The organism is Actinomadura viridis (assembly GCF_015751755.1).
Taxonomy (GTDB): domain Bacteria; phylum Actinomycetota; class Actinomycetes; order Streptosporangiales; family Streptosporangiaceae; genus Spirillospora; species Spirillospora viridis.
The window spans coordinates 7,724,934-7,747,156 of sequence record NZ_JADOUA010000001.1 but is presented as its reverse complement, the minus strand read 5'-3'; the positions used below and the strand labels follow the sequence as shown (position 1 = coordinate 7,747,156).

Sequence of the window (22,223 nt, the reverse complement as noted above, 5' to 3'; positions counted from 1 at the left end):
AGGTTCCTCGCGAACATGATTTCCATTTTCATTTTGGGAGGTCGCTCCATGCCCTCGCCTGCGGTTGGTGTGCGGGAACGGCTCGCCTCCCGCGCGGGCCTGATCGCGACCTGCCTGGTGCTGTCGGTGGTTCTCGCGGTCTCCGTCGTCGTGGCGATCGGGCTGGGGGCCGCCGTGGTCCCGCCGGAGCAGACCGCGCGGTATCTGTGGGCGGCGTTCAGCGGTGGGCGCGTCGGCGCGGAGGAGGCGGCTACCTACCAGATCATCTGGCAGATCCGCACGCCGCGGGTGCTGCTGGCGGCGGTGGTGGGGGCAGGGCTGAGCACCGTCGGGGTCACGATCCAGGCGCTGGTACGGAACCCGCTCGCCGATCCCTTCGTCCTGGGGGTCTCCTCGGGCGCCTCCGTCGGCGCGGTCGCCGTCACGGTCACCGGCGGGCTGGCGGTGCTGGGTGTGTACGCGGTCTCCGCCGGCGCTTTCGCCGGTGCCCTGGCCGCGTCGCTGCTGGTGTACGCCGCGTCGTCCAGCAGGGGTGAGCTGTCCCCGTTGCGGCTGGTCCTGACCGGTGTGGCGCTCGGGCTCGGATTCCAGGCGCTGATGAGCGTGATCATCTACTTCGCGCCGGACAGCGAGGCGACCAGCACGGTCCTGTACTGGACGATGGGCGGGTTCGGCGCCGCCACCTGGGGCGCGCTCCCGCTGGTGGCGTCGGCGGTGCTCCTCTGCACGGCCGTGCTGTACCGGCACGCCCGCGCCTTGGACGTCCTGGCGCTCGGCGACGAGACCGCCAGGAGCCTGGGGATCGATCCCGACCGGTACCGCAGGAGCCTGCTGGTGCTCGTCTCGCTGGTCACCGGCGTGATGGTCGCGGTGAGCGGCGCCATCGGGTTCGTCGGGCTGGTCATGCCGCATCTGGTGCGCATGGTGGCCGGAGCCGTCCATGCACGGGTCCTGGCCGTCGCGCCGCCGGCCGGAGCGGTCTTCATGGTGTGGGTCGATCTGGCCTCGCGGACCCTCGTGGCCCCGCGCGAGATGCCGCTGGGCACCATCACCGCGCTGGTCGGGGTGCCGGTGTTCATCACGCTGATTCGCCGCCGGGCCTACATCTTCGGAGGTCGCTGATGGAGCTGATCCTGGACGGCCTGTCGGTGGTGACCGACGGCAGGAGCCTCCTGCGCGACCTGTCGCTGGAGGTGGGCGGCGGGCAGGTCGTGGGGCTGGTCGGCCCCAACGGCAGCGGGAAGTCCACCGCCCTGCGGTGTGTGTACCGCGCGCTGCGCCCGAGTTCCGGCACCGTACGGGTGGGCGGTGACGACCTGTCCCGGCTGCCCGTGCGCCGCAGCGCGCAGCTTGTCGCCGCCATGACCCAGGAGAGCGCCGTCGACCTCGACTTCACCGTCGAGGAGGTCGTCGCGCTGGGCCGTACTCCCCATCTGCGGGGCAACCAGGCGCTCGGCCGGAGGGAACGGGAGCTGTGCGCGCGGACGATGGGCCTGCTCGGCATCGGCCATCTGGCCCGCCGCAGCGTGCTCACCCTGTCGGGCGGGGAGCGTCAGCGCGTCCTGCTGGCCCGTGCGCTGGTGCAGGAGCCCCAGATCCTGGTGCTCGACGAGCCGACCAACCACCTGGATGTACGCCACCAGATCGAGCTGCTTTCGATGCTGCGGGGATGCGGGCCGACCGTTCTGGTCGTCCTGCACGACCTCAACCTCGCCGCTGCGGCCTGCGACCGGCTCGGCGTGCTGTCCGACGGCCGGCTGGTGGCCGCCGGCCCCCCTGCCGAAGTGCTCACCCCGGAGCTGGTCGGCCAGGTGTTCGGCGTCACGACCTGCGTCGTCGCCCACCCGCTGACGGGTGACCCCCAACTGCTCTATTCGCTGCCCTCCGGCCTGAAAGGCACATCATGAGCATGACCTCGTTCCTCCACCCGGCACGCCGCCGCGGCGTCCTGGGCTCAGCCGTCGCGGCCGCACTGGTGCTCACCGGCTGCGGTGCCGAGGTCGAGCGGGACGCCGGGGCCGGGAGGGTCACCGTCGACCGATGCGGCGAGCCGGTCCGGTACACGCTTCCCAAGCGGACGGTCGCCTACGAGGGCGGCAGCGCCGACAAGCTCTTCGTCCTGGGACTGACCGATCATGTGCACGGCTATGTGATGCCGCCCGCCAATCCGCCGGTCACCGAGTCTCCGTGGGCGTCCGAGTACGCGAAGGTGAAGATGCTCAGTGACGACCTCCTCAACAAGGAGATCGTGGTGGCCGCCAAGGCCGACCTCGTCGTGGCGGGCTGGAACTCCGGCTTCAGCGACCAGCGGGGCATCACACCCCAGATCCTCGACAAGCTCGGCATCCAGAGCTTCATGCACACCGAGAGCTGCTTCAACTACCCCGGCCATCCCGAGCGCGTCACGCCGTTCGAGGCCCTGTACACCGACCTCGAACGGCTCGGCAAGATCTTCCGAGTCGAACCCAAGGCCGCCGGGGTCGTGGACGGCCTGAAGAAGCGCGTCCAGGCCGTCCGGGCCGGCGCGCCCAAGGGCCGGCCCGTGCCGGTCTTCCTCTACGACTCCGGCACCGACCAGCCCTTCACCGCCGGCCGCCAGGTCCCGCCCAACGACATCATCGCCACGGCCGGAGGCCGCAACATCTTCGACGGCCTCGACAAGCGCTGGGCCCAGGTCACCTGGGAGGCCGTCGCCAAGGCCGGACCAGAAGTGATCATCATCCTGGATTACGGCGACCGGCCCGCGGACAAGAAGATCGGCTTCCTGAAGTCCTCCCCCCACACCCGGGAGCTGCCCGCCGTCAAGAGGAACAACTTCTTCGTTCTCGACTACAACGAGGGCATCAGCGGCCCCCGCACCATCGACGGCCTGGAGAAGTTCTCCCGGTACCTCCGTTCCCTCGAACGATGACCGGCCGATCCCGGCTCACCAGGATCGCCGGCCCTTCGCGCCGTTCGGTTCTGCGTGAGAGGAGGTTCCTGCGGCTGTGGGCGGGCACCACCGCCTCCGGCCTGGCGACCTGGGCGCTGCCGTTCGTCCTCGGTCTCGCGGTCCTGGAACGTTCGTTCTCGCCCGCCGGGCTGGGCGTGGTGCTGGCCGCCCGCACCGTGGGGTTCCTGGCCGCGGTGCCGGTCAGCGGGGTCGTCGCCGACCGGTACTCGCGGCGTGCCACAGTGCTGTGGGCGGGGTTGACCGCGGCCGCCGCCTCACCCGTGATGGCCTTGGGGCTGGGCCGTTCGGCGGCGCTGATGGCGGTCGCGGCGGCGGTGTCGGGAGCCGGGCAGGGCGCCTGCCGTCCGGCCTTCCAGGCGCTGACCACCGAGGTCGTCGACGCGGCGCGGCGCCGGCAGGCCAACGCCGCCATCACCCTGGCCGTCAGGGTCACCACGCTGGCAGGGCCTGCCGTGGCGGCCCTGCTGGCGGTACTCGTCGACGCCCGGGGCCTGCTGATCGGCATCGGAGCGCTCTGGCTGGTCGCCGCCCTGGCACCCCCGGCCGGCGTGCCCGCCCCGAGACCGGAGACGGACCGCCCCGGGTTCTGGGGCGAATTCGCCGAGGGAGTCCGCGAGGCGCGCCGGCATCCGTGGTTCCTGGCCGGGCTGGGCGCGCTCACGGCCGTCATCGCGACCGGATACTCCGCGACCGGTGTGGCCCTGCCGCTGGTCAGCCGTGACCGTTACGGCAGTGAGGCGGTACTCGCCGGCGCCGCGACCGCCTACATCGTCGGGGCGGTCTTGGGCGCGGTCCTCATCGCCCGCCTGCGGCCCCGAGCCGAGGGCTGGACGGCGCTGGCGGGCCTGGCCTGCTACGGCGTCGCCCCGCTGGCCCTGCTGCTTCCGCTGCACCCGGCGGTCGTCATCGCGGCCTACGTGCTGACCGGCATCGGCATCGAGCTGTTCAACGTGCCGTGGTTCACCGCGATCCAGCGGGAGGTCGCCCCCGGCAAGCTGGCCCGGGTGTCGTCCCTGGACTTTCTGCTGTCCTACGGTCTGGCCCCTCTCGGGCTGGCCCTCATCGCCCCCGCCATGGGCGCGTTCGGTCCCGGACCCGTCCTCGGCGCCTGCGCCGTCGTCTGTTTCGCGGCACCCGCCGCCGCGGCGCTCGCCCCCGGCTCCCGCCACTTCTCGGTCAGGTAGCAGGCCACGTGGTCACCGGGTTATGAGGCGAGCGCGCCGGGGAGGTCGGCCAGTGATCCGATCACGATGTCCGGCGGCGTGCCGTCCGGTTCGAACGCGCCGCGCGAGCGGTCGACCCAGGCCGCGCGGAGCCCGGCGGACTCGGCGCCGATGATGTCGAAGGAGTTGCACGACACCAGGCGCACCTGCGATGGCGTACGGCCGAGGCGCTCGGCGGCGTGGTGGTAAGGACGGGGGGATGGTTTGAACGCGCGCACCTCGTCGACGCTGATGACCTCGTCGAAGTACCGCCGCAGGCCGGTGGCCTCCAGCAGGGCGTCGAGCATGGCCGGTGCGCCGTTGGACAGCACGGCCAGGACCTGCCCCCGGTCGCGCAGCGTTCTCAGTGCCGGGGCCGCGTCGGGGTACGGTTCGAGGTCGTCGTAGTGCGCGATCAGTGATTCCCTGGCATCGGCTCCGACCTCCTGGTCCACGAGGGCGAGCGCGTGGTCCAGGGCCTTGCGGGTGCACCAGCCGAAGTCCTCGTACCGCTCCATGGCGGTGAGCCGGAAACTGATCTCGAGTTGTTTCCGGCGCCACGCTTCGGCGACCCGAACCGCGTCGGCGAGAGGCAGGTACTCCACCAGCCGCCTCGATATCCCGACGGGGTCGACGAGGGTTCCGTACACGTCGAAGGCGAGTGCTTCAGAGATCGGCAACTTGTCGGATTCCTTCCTGGGTGATCAATCCGTCGGGACGTCATCGTGGAAGACGGTGAAGCTCTCCACGGGCTCACGGCCGGTGCGATGCGCGCAGAGCACGTGATCGGGGTCGGCGTACCCCAGCGCGAGGCCGCACACGATGATCTGGTCGTCGGGTATCCCCAGCTGGTCGCGCAGGACCGGGTGAAAATGGATCAAGGACGCCTGAGGGCAGGTGTCCAGCCCCGCCGCGCGGGCGGCGAGCATCAGGGCCTGCAGGAACAGCCCGGCGTCGACGAGCGCGCCGGACAGCAGATGCCGGCTGACCGTGACGACCAGGCCGGCCGGGGCGCCGAAGAAGGTGTAGTTGCGGGCGTGGTAGGCGGCTCGCAGCACCGCGTCGCCCCGGTCGATCCCCAGCACGTCGCCGTACAGCCATTCTCCGAAGCGGCGCCGCCGTGCCCCGAAGGGCTCCGGCCAGGCGTCGGGCGCGGGCTGGTAGGGATACTCCAGCTCGGCCTCCGGGATGCGCCGGCCGCTGTCGAACGCTTCGAGCAACGCGCTCGTCAGCCGGTGCTTGGCCGCTCCCATGAGGACATGAACCCGCCAGGGCTGGGTGTTGGAGTTGCTCGCCGATCGTGAGGCGAGGGCGAGCAGCCGTTCGACCTCTTCGCGTGCCACCGGCGCCGGCAGGAAGGCCCGCACGGCATGGCGGGTGCGCAGGGCTTCCTCGACGCTCACCGCGGCCCGCCGTCCAGCGTTCGCCGGTCTCATCGTCCGGCCCTCAGGCGCCATCGGGGGGAGTGATGTCGTAGGAGATGCGTCCCGCCGGCAGGTAGAAAAGCGCGATCAGGGCGCCACCCTTCACTTCGGGATAGTGGTGGCTGCCCGGTGCGGGTGCGGTCCACCCGGCGCCCGACCAGCCGAGCGGGCCCGCCAGGCGAGCCTGGGCGTCAAGCGGTACGACGAGGTTGAGTTCCCCGTAGGGATGCTGGTGGTACTGGCCGCGATAGGGCGGGACGCTGTTCATGTAGACGGCGGTGATGCTGAAGTAGTGGAGTTCCTCGCTGGGGTCGGCGATCCGGCTGCGCCGGTAGTTCTGGCCGTCCACCTCGATGTTCGCGGCCCAGCCCGCCTTCACTCCATCGGTGACCATCGCGGCCAGGTCGTCCCACAGGGAGGACCCGGGCCCGTAGGTCCGGTTGAGCCAGGATTCCAGTTCGGGCCCGGCGGTGCGGTTCCTGACCTCCGAGAGAAAGGGGATGCTGCGCTCGATCAGGGCGCGGGGACTGGATGTCATGACGTTGCCTCCTCGGGTGGGGGTCTGAGAGTGCACGGGGTGCCAGCGGGGCCGTGTCACGGCCATCGATCACGCCTGTACCTGAACGGAACGCGGCCGCGAGCCCGGCGCGTGGGCCCGGGACGGCGTGGAGGTGGGCGCCGCCAGGTGGATCAGCCCGGACAGCAGGTCCCGCAAGAGCCCCTCGGTGGTCTCGTCGCAGGTCAAGGCGCCGTCGGCGTCGAACCGACCGTGGGATCGGAAGACGGTGACCTCGGGGTGGGCGACGACGGGGGCCTGGATACGGTGCAGTACCTGGCGGAGGACGAGCTGGGCGCGGGCCGTTCCGAACTGGGAGGGCGAGGCCCCGAGCACGGCGACGGGCTTGGCGCGCAGGCTCGGGTCGTGGGCGGGACGGGAGAGCCAGTCGAGGGCGTTCATCAGGACGCCGGGGATCGAGGAGTTGTACTCGGGCGTGGCGATGATGACGCCGTCCGCCTCCCGCACGCGCCGGCGCAGGTCCGCGACGGCGGCGGGCGGACGGTCTTCGAGGTCCTGGTCGAAGTGGGGCAGGGCGCCCAGGTCCTCGAAGTGGTCGATGGCGACATCGGGCGGAGCCAGCCGCAGGAGGGCGCGCAGCAGGCCGGTGTTGTGGGAGCCGCGCCGCAGGCTTCCGGAGATCGCGACGAACGTCAGGGGGGACATGCTCGGGTGCCCTTTCGGTGGCGAGGGGAGGGAACGGTCGTCCGATTGCCGCACATAAGTTCGCGCGCTACCTTGGGAGCCCGGACCACGAGACGGAAGGCCACATGGGGCGCTTGACGGACCAGGACAGCGAGGCACGGCGGCAACGGCGGATCGCCGGTGTGCCGAACGCGGCGGACTTCTCCGAGGCCCTGGCGCGCGGGCTGGCCGTGCTGTCGGCGTTCTCCGCCGAGAACAGGCGGCTGACGCAGGCCGACATCGCCCGTGAGCTCGGGCTCTCGCGCGCGACGGTGCGGCGGGCGGTGCTGACCCTCGAACATCTCGGCTACCTGGTGGCCGACGGCCGTGCCTACGAGCTCAGCCCGCGGATCCTGCGGCTCGCCTCCGGCTACCTGACCTCCAACGTGACCAGCGCCGTCATGCAGCCCGTCTGCGACCGCATCTGCGCGCGGCTGCAGGAGGCGTGCTCGGTCGCGGTCCTCGACGGGGCGGACGCGGTGATGATCGCCCGTGCCGTGCCCAACCGCCTGATCCAGGTGGGCAGCGGGATCGGCTTCCGGACCCCGGCGGCGCTCTCCTCGCTGGGCAAGGTCCTCCTGGCGTGCCTGCCACCGGACGAGAGCGCGCGCGGGCTGGCGGCGGTCGAGGCCGCGGGCGGCTCGGTGGACGAGGTGGCGCTCGACCGGATCCGCCGGGACGGCTACTGCTACGTGGCCAACGACGTCGAGGTGGGCGCGCACTCGATCGCCGTCCCGCTGCGCCGCTGGGACGGCCGCGTGATCGCGGCCATGCACGTCGGGTGCAACATCGAGCGGTTCTCGGCGGAGGTCATGCGCGGCGAGGTCCTGCCTCTCCTGCGGGAGGCCGCTGACGAACTGCACGATCAGCTCGTCTGAGCCGGGGCGACGTGGATCGTCGCCGGGCGGGTCGCGGCGTCGTAGGCGGCGTGCGCGCCCCAGGCGCCCATGCCGCTGTGCCCTGCCGGCTCGTAGATCCTCCCCGGGCCGCCGCCCTGCCACGCGTTCACCCAGAGGATCCCGGCGGGGATGGCGCGGGCGGCGTCCACATGGCCGGGGTCCCCGGTGTACACGGTCGCCGCGAGACCGAAGCGTGACCGCGAGGCGAGCCGCACCCCCTCCTCGAACGAGTCGACGACCCGTACCGGGGCGACCGGGCCGAACGTCTCCTCGGTCATGATCGCCATCGAGTCGTCCACGCCGGTCAGCACCGTGGCCGGGTAGAAGAAGCCCGGTCCGGCGGGCACTTCGCCGCCGGTGCGGATCCGTGCCCCCTTGGCGACGGCGTCGCGGACGTGCCCGTGGACCAGATCGCGCTGGCGCCGGTCGACCAGGGGCCCCAGGACGGTCGACGCGTCGTGCCCGTCGCCGAGGGTGTGCCCGCGCGCGGCGTCCGCCAGCGCGTCGACGAACCGGCCGGCGATGGCGCGGTGGACGTAGACGCGCTCCATGGAGGTGCAGATCTGGCCCGAGTTGAGGAAGGCGCCGCGCGCGACCGCCGCGGCCGTGGCGACCGGATCGGCGTCCGCGTCGACGATCACGGGGTCCTTGCCGCCGAGTTCCAGGATGGCGCGATGCAGCCGGCGCCCCGCACCGGCGCCGACCGCCCTGCCCGCGGGGACGGATCCGGTGAAGTGGACGAGGCCGATCCCGGGGTGCTCGCCGAGGGGCGCCCCGGCCCGCGCGTCGCCGAGCACCAGGTTCACCACGCCGTCCGGGAGGGTGAGCAGCTCGCACAGCCGGACCGCCGACAGGGGGGATCGTTCCGACGGCTTCACGACGACGGTGTTGCCCGCGGCCAGCAGCGGCCCGATGATCGTCAGCAGGGTGGCGACCGGGAAGTTCCAGGGTGTGATGACCGCCGTGACCCCGAGCGGATGCCGGACGATCTCGGCCGTGCCCTGGCCCCCGTTCTCGATGGGCGTCGTGAACGGGTAGGTCAGGGCGGCTTCGGCGTCGGCCTTGAGCGCCGCCGCCGCGCCCTCGACGAAGGGCCGGCCGAGGCCGACCGGCTGTCCCATCTCCTGGCACTGGAGTTCGGCGAGCTCGCCGGCGTGCGCGGCGACGACGCCGGCGTACTCGCCGATCCGCCGCACCCGTTCGGCGACGGGCAGCGCCCGCCATCCGGGTTGTGCCGCGGTGGCCGCGGCGACGGCGCGGTCGGCGTCGTCCGGCGAGCCGGCCGGGAGCCGGGCCACGATCTCCTCCGTGGCGGGGTTCACCAGGTCGAGGAGGGCGGGGCCGGCGGACGCGTCCCAGGCGCCGCCGATCAGGTTGCGCAGTGTTCGCATGATCGTCCTGTTCTCTCCGGTCAGCCGAGCCGGTCCGCCATGAGCTCGCCCGCCATGATCGCCACGAGGTTGGTGTTGGCCCGGGGCACGGTGGGGAAGATCGAGGCGTCCACCACGCGGAGCCCGTCCAGCCCCAGGACGCGGCAGTCGGGATCGACCACCGTGGCGGGGTCCGACGGATCGCCCATGGCGCAGGTGCTGGTCGCGTGCTGGGCGTCGTACGCGGTGGCGAGCAGGTGGTCGTCCAGCGCGGCGTCGTCGTCGACGACCGCGAGCAGGTCCGCGTTGAGCCGGTCCGGCGAGAAGGCGGTGATCGGCGCGACCTCGTCCCCGCGCACCAGGTCGACGAGGTGCCGGACGCCCGCCCGCAGCCGGGCGAGGTCGCGCGGGTCGGCGAGCATCCGTTCGCGTACCTCGGGCTGGACGGCCGGGTCGGAGGAGGCCAGGCTCACCGTTCCCCGGGAGTAGACCTGGTTGACCCACACCCCGAAGGCGCCGGCGCCGAACCGCATGTCGGCGAACTCCATCGCCAGCACGTTCTGGTTGCCCGAGGAGATCAGCATGTCGTTCGGCTGCCCCGCCGGATCGCCGCTGGAGTAGCGGACGCACAGGTTGGTGTGCCGGTCGTCGGGCGTCCGCACCGCCGACCCGCCGTTCAGCGGGATGCCGACGAAGACCACCGGGTGGTCCTGGAGTCCCTGGCCGACCGGCAGGTCCCGTACCACCTCGATGCCCAGCGCGCGCAGGTCGCCGGCCGGGCCGACGCCCGACCGCATCAGGATCGCCGGGGTGTGGATCGCTCCGGCGCTCAGCACGACGAGATCCGCATGTTCGCTGCTCACGGCGCCGCCGCTGAGGACCCGGACGCCGACGGCCCGCCCGCCCTCGACGAGGACGCGGTCGACCAGCGCGTCACCCCGGACGGTGAGGCCGGGCAGGCGCCGGGCCGGTTCGAGGTAGGCGTCGTTCGTCGTGACCCGGCGGCCACCGCGGGAGTTGATCGGGTACGGGGAGATCCCCGTCGCGCCGGGGGCGTTCACGTCCGGGGCCCAGCCGTGGCCCGCCGCGCCGGCCGCGCGGTGGAGCGCCGCGTCGACCGCGCCCCACTCGTCCCGAGGCGTCCGGTGGATGGGGATGGGGCCGCCACGCCCGTGGTAGGGCGCGTCACCGAACTCCTCGTCGTCCTCCAGCTTCGCGAAGTAGGGCAGCAGGTCCCGCGGCGACCAGCCGGCGCATCCCGCGGCGGCCCAGTCGTCGAAGTCCTCCATCGGGGGCCGGATCGCGATCTGCCCGTTGACCGCCGAACTGCCGCCCACGCCGCGGCCCCGCCAGAACGGCGCCGGCGCCTGCCGGTCGGTCCGGGTCGCGGTGAGGCCCTGCCAGATGAGGCGTTCACAGGCGGCCGGGTCGAGCAGGGCGCGCATCGGGTTCGGCGACCGCCACACCTCCGCCATCTCGGCGGCCCGGTAGTCCGGGCCGGCCTCCAGCAGCAGGACCCGCGCGCCCTTCTCCGCCGTGCGGGCGGCGAGCGCGGCCCCCGCGGAGCCCGCGCCCACGACGATCAGATCCCAGCCGTTCTCGCTCAAGGCTTCCACTCCTGTGTTCGATTAACGCACAGATGTTCGTACTTGTTCCGAGGCCACGCTACGTCGTTCGACCGGCGGACGCAACGCCCTGACGTGGCGTTCCAGCGAAATCGACCATTGCCAGCAGCGCGAGGCCGCTCTACGATGCGTGCATTACCGCACAGAAGTGCGTTAATCGAACAGAATTTGGAGCTGCGATGCCCACAGTGGACGTGCTGCGATCCCTCCCCGAGGCCCTACCGGACCTCGAGGCCGTCTACAGGGATCTGCACGCACACCCCGAACTCGCCTACACCGAGCACCGGACGGCCGGCATCGTCGCCGGGCGGCTGCGCCGGGACGGGTTCGAGGTGACCGAAGGGATCGGCGTCACCGGTGTCGTGGGCGTGCTGCGCAACGGCGCCGGCCCCACCGTCGTGCTCCGCGCCGACATGGACGCCCTGCCCGTCGAGGAGAAGACGGGGCTCGGCTACGCGAGCACGGCGACCACGACGGACGAGACGGGCGAGGTCGTCCCGCTCATGCACGCCTGCGGACACGACGTCCACGTGACCTGCCTGCTGGGCGCGGCGCACCTGATGGCGGCGTCGGCCGGGCTCTGGTCCGGCACGCTCGTGGCGCTGTTCCAGCCGGCCGAGGAGGGACGCGGCGGCGCCCAACGCATGATCGCCGACGGCCTGTTCGACGTCACCGGCAAGCCCGACATCGTACTGGGCCAGCACGTCTTCCCCTATCCGGCGGGAACGGTGGGATACCGGCCCGGCCCGTTCCTGGCCGCCTCGGACGGATTCGACGTACGGCTGTACGGGCGGGGCGCGCACGGCTCCCGGCCGGAGTCCGGCGTGGACCCGGTGGTGCTCGCGGCCTCGGCGGTGATGAGGCTCCAGACCATCGTCGCCCGCGAGGTCGCCGCGAACGAGCAGGCGGTGCTGACCGTCGGCGCGCTGCACGCCGGGACCAAGGCCAACATCATCGCCGACCACGCCGATCTCAGCCTCAGCGTCCGCAGCTTCGACCGGAAGGTCAGCGCGCGCATGGTCGCCTCCGTACGGCGCATCATCGAGGCCGAGTGCGCCGCCTCGGGCTCGCCCCGGCCACCGGAGTTCGCCGAGTTGTTCGGCTTCACCCCCACCGTGAACGACCCGGTCGCGACGGAACGGGTCGCCGGCGGCCTGCGGGCACTGCTGGGCGAGGACGCGGTCTCCGCAATCCCGCCGATCATGGGCAGCGAGGACTTCGGCGAGTTCGGCGAGGTCAGCGGCGCCCCGTCGGTGTTCTGGGCGCTGGGCGGCGCCGACCCCGGGGCGTACGCCGCCGCGCTGGAGGCGGGCACGGTGGACCAGGAGATCCCGTCCAACCACTCCCCGCTCTTCGCGCCGGTCGTGCGGCCCACGCTGACCACCGGGGTGAGCGCGCTGGTCGCCGCCGGCATGGAGTGGCTGGGCGACGGCCGTGCCTGACTTCCCGCCCCCGCGGCCCCGCCGGGGCTTCAGCAGCGACAACGCCTCCGGCGCGCACCCCGAGGTGCTGGCCGCGGTGGCGGCGGCCAACCCCGGCCACGCGCCGGCGTACGGTGCCGATGCCTGGACCGCGCGGGCGGGGGAGCTGCTCGCGGCGGAGTTCGGCGCCGGCAGCCAGGCGTTCCTGGTGTTCAACGGCACCGGCGCGAACGTCTCCGGCCTCGCCGCGGCACTGCGCCCGTACCAGGCGGTGGTGTGTTCGGCCGACGCGCACCTGCACACCGACGAGTGCGGGGCACCGGCGCGCTTCACCGGCAGCACCGTGCTCCCCGTCCCCGCGGAGGGCGGGCTGCTGACCCCCGAAGGGCTGGAGGCCGCCCTGCCGCGCGGACGCCGCGGCGAGCATCAGGTCGTCCCCGCGATCCTCTCGCTCACCAACGCCTCCGAACTCGGCACGGTGTACCGGCCCGAGCAGGTGGCCGGACTGGCGGCCTGGGCCCGCGAGCGGGGGCTGCTCGTGCACATGGACGGCGCCCGGCTCGCCAACGCCGCCGTGTCGGCGGGGTGCTCGCTCGCCGAGGTCAGCACCGCCGCAGGCGTCGACATCCTCTCGTTCGGCGGCACCAAGAACGGGCTGCTCCTCGGGGAGGCCGTCGTCTTCGCCGGGACCGCCGCCGGGGTCGCCGCCGCGCGCCACTACCGCCACACCCGCAAGCAGTCCACGCAGCTGGCCTCGAAGATGCGGTTCCTGGGCGCGCAGTTCACGGCGCTGCTCGGCGACGGCCTGTGGCGCCGCAACGCCCTGGCCGCCAACGCCGCCGCCTCCCATCTCGCCGCGGGCCTCCGGACCGTCCCGGGCGTGGAGGTCGTCCATCCGGTGCAGGCGAACACGGTGTTCGCGACCATGCCCCCGGCCATGACGGCGCGCCTGGCGGACGAGTTCTCCTTCCACCTGTGGGACGCCTCGGCCGGCATCGTCCGGCTCGTCTGCTCCTTCGACACCGACACCACCGACATCGACTCGCTCATCACCACGGCAAGGACGTTGATGACCGCCTAGAGGAAGGCACCACCATGACCACAACGAGTGCGGACCCGGAAAGACCGGCGACGATCGCGGGCCAGCCGCGAGGGCTGGCGACACTGGCGGGAGTCGGTCTCTGGGAGCGATTCTCCTTCTACGGCATGCAGGTCGTCCTGCTGTACTACCTGTTCTTCTCGGTGACCGAGGGCGGGCTGGGCCTGTCCCAGGCGGAGGCCACGTCGATCGTCGGCGCGTACGGCGGCCTGGTCTACCTCTCCACGGTGATCGGGGGCTGGGTCGCCGACCGGCTCCTGGGCGCGGAGAGGACGCTCTTCTACAGCGCGGTGCTCATCATGCTCGGCCACGTCGCGCTCGCCGTGCTGCCCGGATTCACCGGCGTCTGGGTCGGGCTGGCCCTGCTGGTGGTGGGGAGCGGCGGCCAGGTCGGCAACGTGACCTCCTCGGTCGGGTGCCTGTACGGCGAGGGGGACAGGCGCCGCGACAACGGCTTCATGCTCTTCTACATGGGCCTCAACATCGGGGCCCTCGCGGGGCCGATCCTGACCGGCCTGGCGCGTACCCGCCTGGGCTTCCACTACGGGTTCGGGATCGCGGCGATCGGCATGGCCATCGGCCTGTTCCTGCTCTGGAGGGGACGGCGGCATCTCGGCGCCCGAGGACGTACCGTTCCGGACCCGCTGCCGCGGTCCGGCGCGCTGAAGGCGGGCGGGGCGGCGGCGGGGGTCGTGGTCCTGATCGTGCTGGGAACGGTGACGGGCGCGCTGTCGATCCGCCACCTGGCGACCGTCATCACCGCCGTCGTGCTGGTGGTCATCGTCGGCTACTTCGCGACCATGCTGCGCAGCGCGAAGGTCTCCCCCGTGGAACGGCGCCGCGTGTACGCCCTCATCCCGATGTTCCTGGTCAACTGCGTGTTCTGGGCGCTCTACCAGCAGCAGTTCACGGTCGTCCAGATCTACGCGGCCACCCGTGTCGACCTCCACGTCCTCGGCTTCGCCATGCCTCCCGAGTTCTTCAACTCGGCGGTGCCCTTCTTCGTCATCCTCCTCACGCCGTTGCTCGTGTCCCTCTGGTCCGGCGCCGGGTCCCGCGAGCCGTCCACGCCGGCCAAGTTCCTCACCGGGGTCGTCCTGATCGGCCTGTCGTTCCTGCTCTTCCTCCCCATGGCCGGGAGCGGCGGCGCGGTCAACCCGCCGCTCGCGCTGGCCGGGATCCTGCTGGTGTTCACGCTGGCCGAACTCTTCGTGTCACCCGTGCAGCTGTCACTGTCGACCAAGCTCGCGCCCAGGGCGTTCCAGACCCAGATGGTCGCCCTGCTGTTCCTGTCCACGGCGGCGGGCTCGGCCGCCTCGGGCGCGCTGGCCGGCTTCTACTCCCCCGAGCGCGAGAGCGCCTACTTCTCGATCCTGGGCGGCGCCTCGCTCGCGGCGGCCGCGCTCTTCGCACTGACGATCCCCTGGATCAGGTCCATGCTGGGCGGCGCCCGGTGAACCCGCGAGCGAGCGTCCCGGAAGCAGCGGAAGGAAGGAAACCAATGATCACGCACTACGACTCGCTCCTCATCGGGGACGACCGGGTCACCCCGGCGAACGGTTCGACGATCAGGGTCGTCTCCCCCAACACCGAAGAGGTGATCGGCGAGGTCCCCGAGGCCGGGCCGGCCGACGCCGACGCCGCCGTGGCCGCCGCCCGCGCGGCGTTCCCCGCCTGGCGGGCCCTCGACCCCGCGGAACGGGCCGCGCACCTGCGCCGCTTCGCCGACCTGATCGAAGCCCGCAAGGACCGGTTCGCCGAGCTCGTCTCCGCCCAGAACGGGATGCCGATGGCGGTCGCGTCCCGGCTGGAGGCCCTGTACCCGGCCCTCCTCCTGCGCTACTACGCCGATCTCGTCGCCGACCAGCGGGAGGAGGACCGCCAGGGGCTGCTGGGCGGGACCATCAAGGTGCTCAGGGAACCCGTCGGGGTCGTCGCCGCGATCGTGCCGTGGAACTTCCCGCAGACCCTCGGCTTCATGAAGATCGCTCCCGCGCTGGCCGCCGGCTGCACCGTCGTCGTCAAGCCGTCCCCCGAGACCGTGCTGGACGCCTTCCTCCTCGCCCGTACGGCGATCGCCGCGGGCCTCCCTCCGGGCGTCCTCACCATCGTCCCCGGCGGCCGGGAACTCGGCGCCCATCTGGTCGCGCATCCGGGCGTCGACAAGGTCGCGTTCACCGGGTCCACCGCCGCCGGCCGCGAGATCGCCCAGACCTGCGGGCGCCTGCTCCGCCCGGTCACCCTGGAACTGGGCGGCAGGTCCGCAGCGATCGTCCTGGACGACGCCGACCTCGACCTCGGCGCCATCGGCGCCGACCTCTTCGTCGCCACCCTGGCGAACAACGGCCAGACCTGCTTCCTCGGCACCCGGGTGCTCGCGCCGCGCCATCGCTACGCCGAGGTCGTGGACGCCTTCACCGCGTTCGCCGGCTCGATGACGGTCGGTGACTCGCTCGATCCCGGCACGCAGATCGGGCCGTTGGCCACGGCCCGGCAGCGTGACCGGGTGGAGTCCTCCATCGCGCGGGGCCGGGCCGAGGGCGGACGCGTCACGACCGGCGGCGGCCGTCCCGCGGACCGCGACCGCGGCTGGTTCGTCGAGCCGACCGTATTCGCCGACGTCGGCAACGACGACGCCGTCTGCCGGGAGGAGATCTTCGGGCCGGTGCTCACCGTGATCCCGTACCGCGACGAGGACGAGGCGGTGCGGATCGCCAACGACTCCGACTACGGCCTGGGCGGCACGGTCTGGTCCGCCGACCCTGATCGCGCGCTGCGCCTGGCCCGCCGGGTGCACACCGGGACGATCGGCCTCAACCGCTACATGCCCGACCCGGCCGCCCCCTTCGGCGGCGTCAAGGACAGCGGCATCGGCCGGGAACTGGGCCCCGAGGGCCTGGCCGGCTACCAGCAGTTCAAGTCCATCTACTGCTGACGAGGCCAGGGCCCCGGACCCGCCGGTTCGCCGCCGCACCGGCGGGCCCGAGGCCCCACACCGGGAAGTCGCCGGGCGACGCCCCCCGGACCGAGTGATCTCGCCTGCCGAACGCGGGCTCAGTCGTCGCAGGCGATACCGTCGCCGTCGCGGTCCAGATCGTAGATGTCGGTGCCGACCACTCGAACGGGGCCGCTCACGTAGGCCGGACCGTTCCCGCTTCCGCCCGCGCAGTCGACATCGGTGGCGATGGGGACGCAACCACCGCCGTAGTTCGGGTCGCACCGCGAGGCCCGCTTGGTCCCCACGGCGATGACCCGGTCGACCGGCGGCCTGGTGACCGCCTCACGGACCAGTTTCTTCCGTGTCTGCACACCGTCGGTGAAGGTGACCTCATAGGTGAGTCTCCTGGCACCCGCGACGCCGCGGCTCCTCACCTTGGTGGTGCCTTTGGTGAGGGCGGGATCGTTCACCCTCGTGGTCTTGAACGGGATCGCCTTGGTCTCGGTGACCCTGCGTACCTCGATCGTCGGTGTGGCCACCGGTGAGGTGCTCGCTGACGGGGAGGCCGTCGTACTCTCTCCCGAAGCCACGGCTGCCGGTTCCGTGGCCGGCTCGCACTTGGCTCCAAGAGTGAATAACACACCGATCGCCACGGCCGTAACAGCACGCCTCATCGCTCTTCTCCCGTTCCGTAGGGCGGATCACGCTATTCGGCGGTGCATCCGGGCGAACAGGGACGGGAGTCCTGGGCGGTGAGGGCCGAACAGGTCCCTGATCCGGGCCCTGTTCGGGACGGGTTCAGCGGCCGGTGATCCTGCGGACGAGGTCCGTGGTGTAGTCCTTGGTGAACTGGCCGGAGGGACCGCTGATCTCGACCTTGCCCCCGTTGATGGGCGAGGAGACGGCGGGGGCGGACAGCACCCGGCCCTCGGCGATGATGGCGATCCGGTTGGCCGGGGACTGAGCCTGGGCGGCCGTCGTCGTCAGCTCGGTGAAGGTCCGGGCGTCCTCCGGGGTGAAGGAGATGGCCACGGAGTAGCCCGTACGGCCACGCGCGGGGTCGGGCGTCTGGACGCGGATGTCGGCGACCCGGGCGATCTCCATACCGGTCCCCACCTGGAGACACTCGGTGCCGGAGGGGTCGGCCAGCAGGCCGGGCTTGCACGGTACGGGCTCGGACGCCTGGACGGCGAGGAACTGGACGGGCCGGCGCAGCGTCGCGGGCCCACCGGCGGCGGGGTCCTCCTCACGCAGCAGGAGGAAGGCCAGCAGTGCGGCCCCGGCCACGACGGGCACCACCGCCAGGGCCAGTACGGGAATGAGCCATGTCCTGCGGGGCGGAGGGGCGGGGGGCGGGGGCGGATAGGCCCCGTAGGGAGGCGTCACGGGCCCAGTATGAACGCCGTCACCTGCTCACGCCATGCCGTTTCCCCACCGGCCTGGAAGGGGTGTCAGGTGCGGCGCCGGGGCCGGCTCCGAAGCCTCACGCGACGTGCGCGGGAGCGGCGCCGCAGAGCCAACGGTGATCAGCTCGGACCAGGACGATCGGCACGCCCTGATCGGCGCCGCGGATCTCCTGGCGGCGGCGTCGCTCTGACCGGACCGCCGGCCGCCTTCCCGGACCGGCCGACGGACCATGCCACCGTCGCCGTCCCGGCATGACCCGAGCTTGACGATGCGGCGTCTAGCGTCGGAATCGGGGACGAAGCCGAGGAAGGAAGGTGGATGATGACCGAGGCTCCAGAGCTGCCGCTGACCATGCGGCGCGACCGTTTCGACCCCGTGGACGAACTGGGGCGGGCGCGGGACACCGAGGGGGTCGTCCGCGTCGTCACGCCCTTCGGTTCCCCGGCCTACGCGGTCTGCCGGTTCGAGGACGCGCGGGAGGTCCTGGCGGACCCGGTCCGTTTCAGCAGCGCCCGCGCCCGGCTGTTCCTGCCGCCCGACGCCGAGGTCACCGGGGAGGAACTCGCCGAGATCCAGGCCGGGAACCTGATCGGCTACGACCCGCCGGAGCACACGCGGCTGCGGCGCATGCTCACCCCGGAGTTCACCAGGCACCGGATGCGCGCCCTGGAGCCCCGCATCGTGGAGATCGTCGACTCCGCCCTCGACGATCTGGAGCGGGCGGGCCGGCCCGCGGATCTGGTGGCGAACTTCGCGCTGCCGGTCCCGTCGATGGTGATCTGCGAGCTGCTGGGCGTCCCGTACTCCGACCGCGCGGAGTTCCAGGAACGGTCCGCCCGGCTGGTGGACGCCTCGTCCCCCCTCGAACGGCGCCTCGCGGCGCAGCGGGAGAGCCGCGCCTACATGACCCGGCTCGTCGCCGAGGCCAGGGCGGAGCCGGGCGAGGACATCCTCGGCATGCTGGTGCGCGAGCACGGCGACGACCTGAGCGAGGCGGAACTGGCCGGCATCGCCTCCCTGCTGCTGATCGCCGGGCACGAGACGACGTCGAACATGCTCGGCCTGGGCACCCTGGCGCTGCTGCGCCACCCCGACCAGCTGGCCATGGTGCGCGACAATCCCGCGCGGGTCGAGCCCGCCGTCGAGGAACTGCTGCGGTGGCTGTCCATCGTGCATGCCCTCCCCGTACGCGCGACCACCACCGAGGTGCGGATCGCCGGGCACACCATCCCCGCGGACTCGCTGGTGGTGGTCTCGGTGCCCGCGGCCGACCGCGACCCGGCCTTCGTCGAGGCGGCCGACGACCTCGACGTCACCCGAGGGGCCATCGGCCATCTCGCCTTCGGTCACGGGGCGCACCACTGCCTGGGGGCTCCGCTGGCCCGGATGGAGATGCGCATCGCCTTCCCCGCGCTGCTGCGGCGGTTCCCCCGCCTCGCGCTGGCCGAGCCGTACGAGACGGTGCCGTTCCGGGAGTTCAGCGCGGTGTACGGGCTCCGGTCGCTTCAGGTGACCTGGTGAAAGGCCCGCGGAACGCCTGAGCCCCGGGCGCGGCCCCGTCTCGGAGACCAGGCCGCGCCCGGGGATGATCGGAATGGTCAGGCGGTCTTCCCGGTGTGGATCGCCACCGCTCCCTTGGCGGGGACGGCGATGGCGGCCTTGCCGCCGGAGACCTCCACCTTGGTCGCGCAGCCGTCGAGGACGTTGCAGTACGTCCCGTCCTGCATGGAGGTGGTGAAGGTGGCGGTGACCGCGTCGCCGCCGTTGTTGATGGCGACGAACCCGGCCTGGCCCCGGCCGAACCCGATGACGTTGCCCAGCGGGGACTGTTTGTCGGTCACGTCCGCGTCGCCGACGGCGCTCCGCCAGCCGACCATGCCCGTGATCCGCGGGTCGCGGTCAAGGCAGTACCAGCCGGAGCCGCAGTCGGTGCCGGTGACGAACCCGTCGCCGTCGGCGGGCGGCGAGCCCTCGGGGTCGTCGAACGTGAAGCCCGCGTAGACGGTGGGCGCCGCGTGCTTCCAGCCGAGCTGGAAGACGTTCGCCAGCACGGCGGTGTCACCGTCCTTGTAGGTGAGGTGGCGCCCGTTGCGCTCGGTGTCGTGGTTGGTGACGAACGAGACCGAGTTCCCGGCGGGAAGGAGCCCGTTCCCGAAGTTCGTCAGCTGGGCGATGTCCCCCTGGAAAGCGCCCTTGAGCTGGTCGGCGTAACCGAAGTCCAGCACCTTGCCGCTGCCGTAGTACTCGTCGACCGAGGGCGGGCTTCCCGGGTAGACCTCGTGGAAGACGAACGGGGCCGAGCCGTCGGCCGTCCTGTCGAGCCGCCCGACGATGGCCTCCAGGTCGCCGGCGGGCATGTGCTTGGCCGCGTCCACCCGGAAGCCCGAGACGCCGGCGGCGATCTGCGCGTTCAGGTAGCCGGCGATCTTGTCCCGGACGGAGTCGCTACCGGTCTTGAGGTCGGGCAGGCCCAGCAGTTCGCAGTTCTGCACCTCCCACTTGTCACTCCAGTTGCTGATGGTGCGATCGCACACGTCGACGTTGTAGTCGCCGCGGGAGTACATCGGCGGCTGGTACTTGTCGCCGATCTGGGTGCCGTCGTAACCGGTGCCGGTCTTGGCGGCGGTGTGGTTGATGACGGCGTCGGTGTAGACCTTGACCCCGGCGCCGTTGCAGGCCGAGGTCATGTTCGTGAAGTCGCTCTCGCTGCCGAACCGGCCGCTGAGCTTGTAGCTGTAGGGCTGGTAGATGTCCCACCAGTTGTGCTGGGGCTGGGAGAGCGACTCGGCGGGCGGGGCGACCCACACCGCCGCGTACCCGGCGGGGCCGAGGACGTCGGTGCATTCGGCGGCGATCGACTTCCAGTTCCAGGACCACAGGTTGGCGATCACGTCCTTGCCGGCCGCGGCGGCGCGGGGCGCGTCCTGGGGCTCGGCCTGGGGCTCGGCCTGGGCGGGAACGGGGGTGAGCACTACTCCGGTGAAGGCCGCCGCGGTGGCGGCGAGGGCGAGGTCGATGGCGATTCTGCGCACGATGGAACTTCTCTCCGTGCTCGAGATGGCGGGGGAAGTCACTCGGGGCCGTGGCACCGGTCGTCCAGGGCCGTCCAGGGATCCTGGGCACCGGCGCGGAACGCCCTTACCTGGACGTGGACGGGTCGTGTCGCGGTCCTGACCGGTGTCGCCGGCAACGGTCCGCGGCCGGCACGGCGGGAGAGCGGGGTCGTCGTCTCATCACGCGCTCCTTCCTCTGCTCGTCCGTTCACTGGTCGACGGGTGCGTCCTCCGATCACGTGGGGTGCCGAGACCGGACGGCGCCACTCGCCGGGCCGGGTTTCACCCGTGTTGCCGGGAAGTTACATGTTCTTTCATGATCCTTTCAATGTTCTTGCAAAAACTTTCGGCCGCCCGGCTCCATGACCTCAGCGAACAGCGGCAATTAGGCGTGTGCAGACAGACGCTGGGCGCACTTGGTGTCAGATCGACTCGCCTTGCAGGCCGGTCACTGCAACTGCTTCCATATTTTGCAAGTAGTTGCTAGGGTCCTGCGGCCAGGAGGCCCGAGAGAGGAGGGCGACGCGCCGGGCGGCCGGCGGTTCAGTCGGTGTCGGCGACCACGGCGAGTTCGGCGGGGGCGCGCGCGGTGGACTTCCGGACGACGAGCTCGGGCCGGTACAGCAGCTCCGTACGCGGCGCCGGGGTGCCGTTGATCTCCTCCAGCAGGCTGCCGACGGCGGCCAGGCCCATCTCCCGGACGGGCTGGCGGACGGTCGTGAGCGGCGGGTCGAGGTAGGCGGTCATGGGCGAGTCGTCGAACCCCACGACCGACAGGTCCTCGGGGACGCGGATCCCGCACTGGCGCGCGCCGCGGATGACGCCGATGGCGATGATGTCGCTGCCGCAGCAGACGGCGGTGCAGCCCTGGTCGATGAGCCGTTTCGCGGCGGCCTGGCCGCCTTCGACGGTGAACAGGCTGTCGACGATGAGGTCGTCCACGTCGGTCGTCCGCAGATGCTCGGCCATCCCCTTGCGGTAACCCTCGGTCTTGCGGATGGAGGGGACGAACCTTTCCTGCCCGACCGCCAGCCCGATCCGCCGGTGGCCCAGCGAGGCGAGGTGCGCGACGGCGATCTCCAGGGAGGCGATGTCGTCGTTGGAGACGTAGGGCGCGCTGATGTCGGCCCGGTAGCCGTTGATGAGGACGATCGGCAGGCGCCGGTCGAGCAGCCGGGTGTAGCGCGTGCGGTCCGAACGCGAGTCGGCGTGCAGCCCGTTGACGAAGATGATGCCCGAGACGCCCCGTTCGAGGAGGAGCTCGGTGTAGTCGTCCTCGGTGATCCCGCCGGGGGTCTGGGTGCACAGCACCGCCGTATAGCCCGCCAGGGCCAGGGCGTTCTCGATGACCTGGGCGAACGCGGGGAAGATGGGGTTGGTCAGCTCGGGCACGATCAGCCCGATCAGCCCCACCCGCTGCTGGCGCAACCGGGCCGGGCGCTCGTAGCCGAGCACGTCCAGTGCGGTGAGCACGGCCTGGCGGGTCGCGGGCGCGACCCCGGGCCGGCCGTTGAGCACCCGGCTGACGGTGGCCTCGCTGACCCCCGCATGGCCCGCGATATCGGCGAGGCGCATTGTCATGACAATGAATC

The 22,223-nt window shown here is 72.0% G+C and carries 20 protein-coding genes; 10 read left to right on the top strand and 10 right to left on the bottom strand.

Annotated elements, in window-relative coordinates; translation table 11 throughout:
• The first annotated feature begins 48 nt into the window (after nucleotides 1-48).
• Genes IW256_RS35210 through IW256_RS35195 form a run of 4 tightly spaced genes read left to right on the top strand, consistent with a single transcriptional unit; the run spans nucleotide 49 to nucleotide 4,137 of the window.
• Entirely contained in the window at nucleotides 49-1,122 is a 1,074-nt protein-coding gene (locus IW256_RS35210; protein ID WP_231404059.1) for a FecCD family ABC transporter permease, read from the top strand.
• On the top strand, nucleotides 1,122-1,907 hold the full coding sequence (locus IW256_RS35205) for an ABC transporter ATP-binding protein (RefSeq protein WP_197015051.1): 786 nt from the start codon (nucleotides 1,122-1,124) through the stop codon (nucleotides 1,905-1,907). The genes IW256_RS35210 and IW256_RS35205 overlap by 1 nt, the downstream gene beginning before the upstream one ends.
• Nucleotides 1,904-2,911, top strand: a complete 1,008-nt coding sequence (locus IW256_RS35200; protein WP_197015050.1) for an ABC transporter substrate-binding protein — start codon at nucleotides 1,904-1,906, stop codon at nucleotides 2,909-2,911. Before IW256_RS35205 ends, IW256_RS35200 begins: the two co-directional genes overlap by 4 nt.
• On the top strand, nucleotides 2,908-4,137 hold the full coding sequence (locus IW256_RS35195; RefSeq protein WP_197015049.1) for an MFS transporter: 1,230 nt from the start codon (nucleotides 2,908-2,910) through the stop codon (nucleotides 4,135-4,137). Before IW256_RS35200 ends, IW256_RS35195 begins: the two co-directional genes overlap by 4 nt.
• 20 nt (nucleotides 4,138-4,157) lie before the next feature.
• On the opposite strand, the gene IW256_RS35190 is transcribed toward IW256_RS35195, so the two are convergent.
• The 4 genes from IW256_RS35190 to IW256_RS35175 all read right to left on the bottom strand — a co-directional run bounded on the left by IW256_RS35190 (nucleotide 4,158) and on the right by IW256_RS35175 (nucleotide 6,801).
• Complete coding sequence (locus tag IW256_RS35190) at nucleotides 4,158-4,835, bottom strand: haloacid dehalogenase type II (RefSeq protein ID WP_197015048.1); 678 nt, start codon at nucleotides 4,833-4,835, stop codon at nucleotides 4,158-4,160.
• A gap of 24 nt (nucleotides 4,836-4,859) precedes the next feature.
• Nucleotides 4,860-5,558, bottom strand: coding sequence for a nitroreductase (locus IW256_RS35185; RefSeq protein ID WP_197015047.1), 699 nt, complete (start codon nucleotides 5,556-5,558; stop codon nucleotides 4,860-4,862).
• 43 nt (nucleotides 5,559-5,601) lie between these two features.
• Entirely contained in the window at nucleotides 5,602-6,117 is a 516-nt protein-coding gene (locus IW256_RS35180) for a DUF4863 family protein (RefSeq protein WP_197015046.1), read from the bottom strand.
• A gap of 69 nt (nucleotides 6,118-6,186) precedes the next feature.
• Nucleotides 6,187-6,801: an NADPH-dependent FMN reductase gene (locus IW256_RS35175; protein ID WP_197015045.1), complete on the bottom strand. Its 615-nt coding sequence runs from the start codon at nucleotides 6,799-6,801 to the stop codon at nucleotides 6,187-6,189.
• A 104-nt stretch (nucleotides 6,802-6,905) separates the two neighbouring features.
• Between IW256_RS35175 and IW256_RS35170 the strand changes: the two genes are divergently transcribed.
• Nucleotides 6,906-7,697 carry an IclR family transcriptional regulator domain-containing protein gene (locus IW256_RS35170; protein WP_197015044.1) on the top strand — a complete coding sequence of 264 codons (792 nt, stop codon included), beginning with the start codon at nucleotides 6,906-6,908 and terminating at the stop codon, nucleotides 7,695-7,697.
• On the opposite strand, the gene IW256_RS35165 is transcribed toward IW256_RS35170, so the two are convergent.
• The gene (locus IW256_RS35165) at nucleotides 7,685-9,109 is read right to left on the bottom strand and encodes an aldehyde dehydrogenase family protein (RefSeq protein ID WP_197015043.1); all 1,425 of its coding nucleotides are present in this window, start codon (nucleotides 9,107-9,109) and stop codon (nucleotides 7,685-7,687) included. The genes IW256_RS35170 and IW256_RS35165 overlap by 13 nt on opposite strands.
• A gap of 20 nt (nucleotides 9,110-9,129) precedes the next feature.
• Nucleotides 9,130-10,704: a GMC family oxidoreductase gene (locus IW256_RS35160; RefSeq protein WP_307829293.1), complete on the bottom strand. Its 1,575-nt coding sequence runs from the start codon at nucleotides 10,702-10,704 to the stop codon at nucleotides 9,130-9,132.
• A gap of 188 nt (nucleotides 10,705-10,892) precedes the next feature.
• Here IW256_RS35160 and IW256_RS35155 point away from each other — a divergent pair, with 188 nt between their 5' ends.
• Genes IW256_RS35155 through IW256_RS35140 form a run of 4 tightly spaced genes read left to right on the top strand, consistent with a single transcriptional unit; the run spans nucleotide 10,893 to nucleotide 16,168 of the window.
• Entirely contained in the window at nucleotides 10,893-12,155 is a 1,263-nt protein-coding gene (locus tag IW256_RS35155) for an amidohydrolase (RefSeq protein ID WP_197015041.1), read from the top strand.
• Nucleotides 12,148-13,215, top strand: coding sequence for a threonine aldolase family protein (locus tag IW256_RS35150; RefSeq protein ID WP_197015040.1), 1,068 nt, complete (start codon nucleotides 12,148-12,150; stop codon nucleotides 13,213-13,215). Before IW256_RS35155 ends, IW256_RS35150 begins: the two co-directional genes overlap by 8 nt.
• Before the next feature lie 14 nt (nucleotides 13,216-13,229).
• Entirely contained in the window at nucleotides 13,230-14,690 is a 1,461-nt protein-coding gene (locus tag IW256_RS35145) for a peptide MFS transporter (RefSeq protein ID WP_197015039.1), read from the top strand.
• 44 nt (nucleotides 14,691-14,734) lie between these two features.
• Nucleotides 14,735-16,168, top strand: a complete 1,434-nt coding sequence (locus tag IW256_RS35140; RefSeq protein ID WP_197015038.1) for an aldehyde dehydrogenase — start codon at nucleotides 14,735-14,737, stop codon at nucleotides 16,166-16,168.
• Between the two features lie 119 nt (nucleotides 16,169-16,287).
• Here IW256_RS35140 and IW256_RS35135 read toward each other — a convergent pair whose 3' ends face one another.
• Both IW256_RS35135 and IW256_RS35130 read right to left on the bottom strand, forming a co-directional pair.
• The gene (locus IW256_RS35135) at nucleotides 16,288-16,710 is read right to left on the bottom strand and encodes a G5 domain-containing protein (RefSeq protein WP_197015037.1); all 423 of its coding nucleotides are present in this window, start codon (nucleotides 16,708-16,710) and stop codon (nucleotides 16,288-16,290) included.
• 259 nt (nucleotides 16,711-16,969) lie between these two features.
• Nucleotides 16,970-17,557: a SecDF P1 head subdomain-containing protein gene (locus tag IW256_RS35130; RefSeq protein WP_197015036.1), complete on the bottom strand. Its 588-nt coding sequence runs from the start codon at nucleotides 17,555-17,557 to the stop codon at nucleotides 16,970-16,972.
• 342 nt (nucleotides 17,558-17,899) lie between these two features.
• Here IW256_RS35130 and IW256_RS35125 point away from each other — a divergent pair, with 342 nt between their 5' ends.
• Nucleotides 17,900-19,099: a cytochrome P450 gene (locus IW256_RS35125; protein ID WP_231404056.1), complete on the top strand. Its 1,200-nt coding sequence runs from the start codon at nucleotides 17,900-17,902 to the stop codon at nucleotides 19,097-19,099.
• Nucleotides 19,100-19,176: 77 nt separating this feature from the next.
• Here the strand turns inward: IW256_RS35125 and IW256_RS35120 are convergent, their stop codons facing one another.
• Entirely contained in the window at nucleotides 19,177-20,610 is a 1,434-nt protein-coding gene (locus IW256_RS35120; RefSeq protein WP_197015035.1) for an alpha-amylase, read from the bottom strand.
• 564 nt (nucleotides 20,611-21,174) lie between these two features.
• Nucleotides 21,175-22,212 (bottom strand): LacI family DNA-binding transcriptional regulator, encoded by a 1,038-nt coding sequence (locus IW256_RS35115; protein WP_197015034.1) that lies wholly within the window; start codon nucleotides 22,210-22,212, stop codon nucleotides 21,175-21,177.
• Nucleotides 22,213-22,223 lie beyond the last annotated feature (11 nt).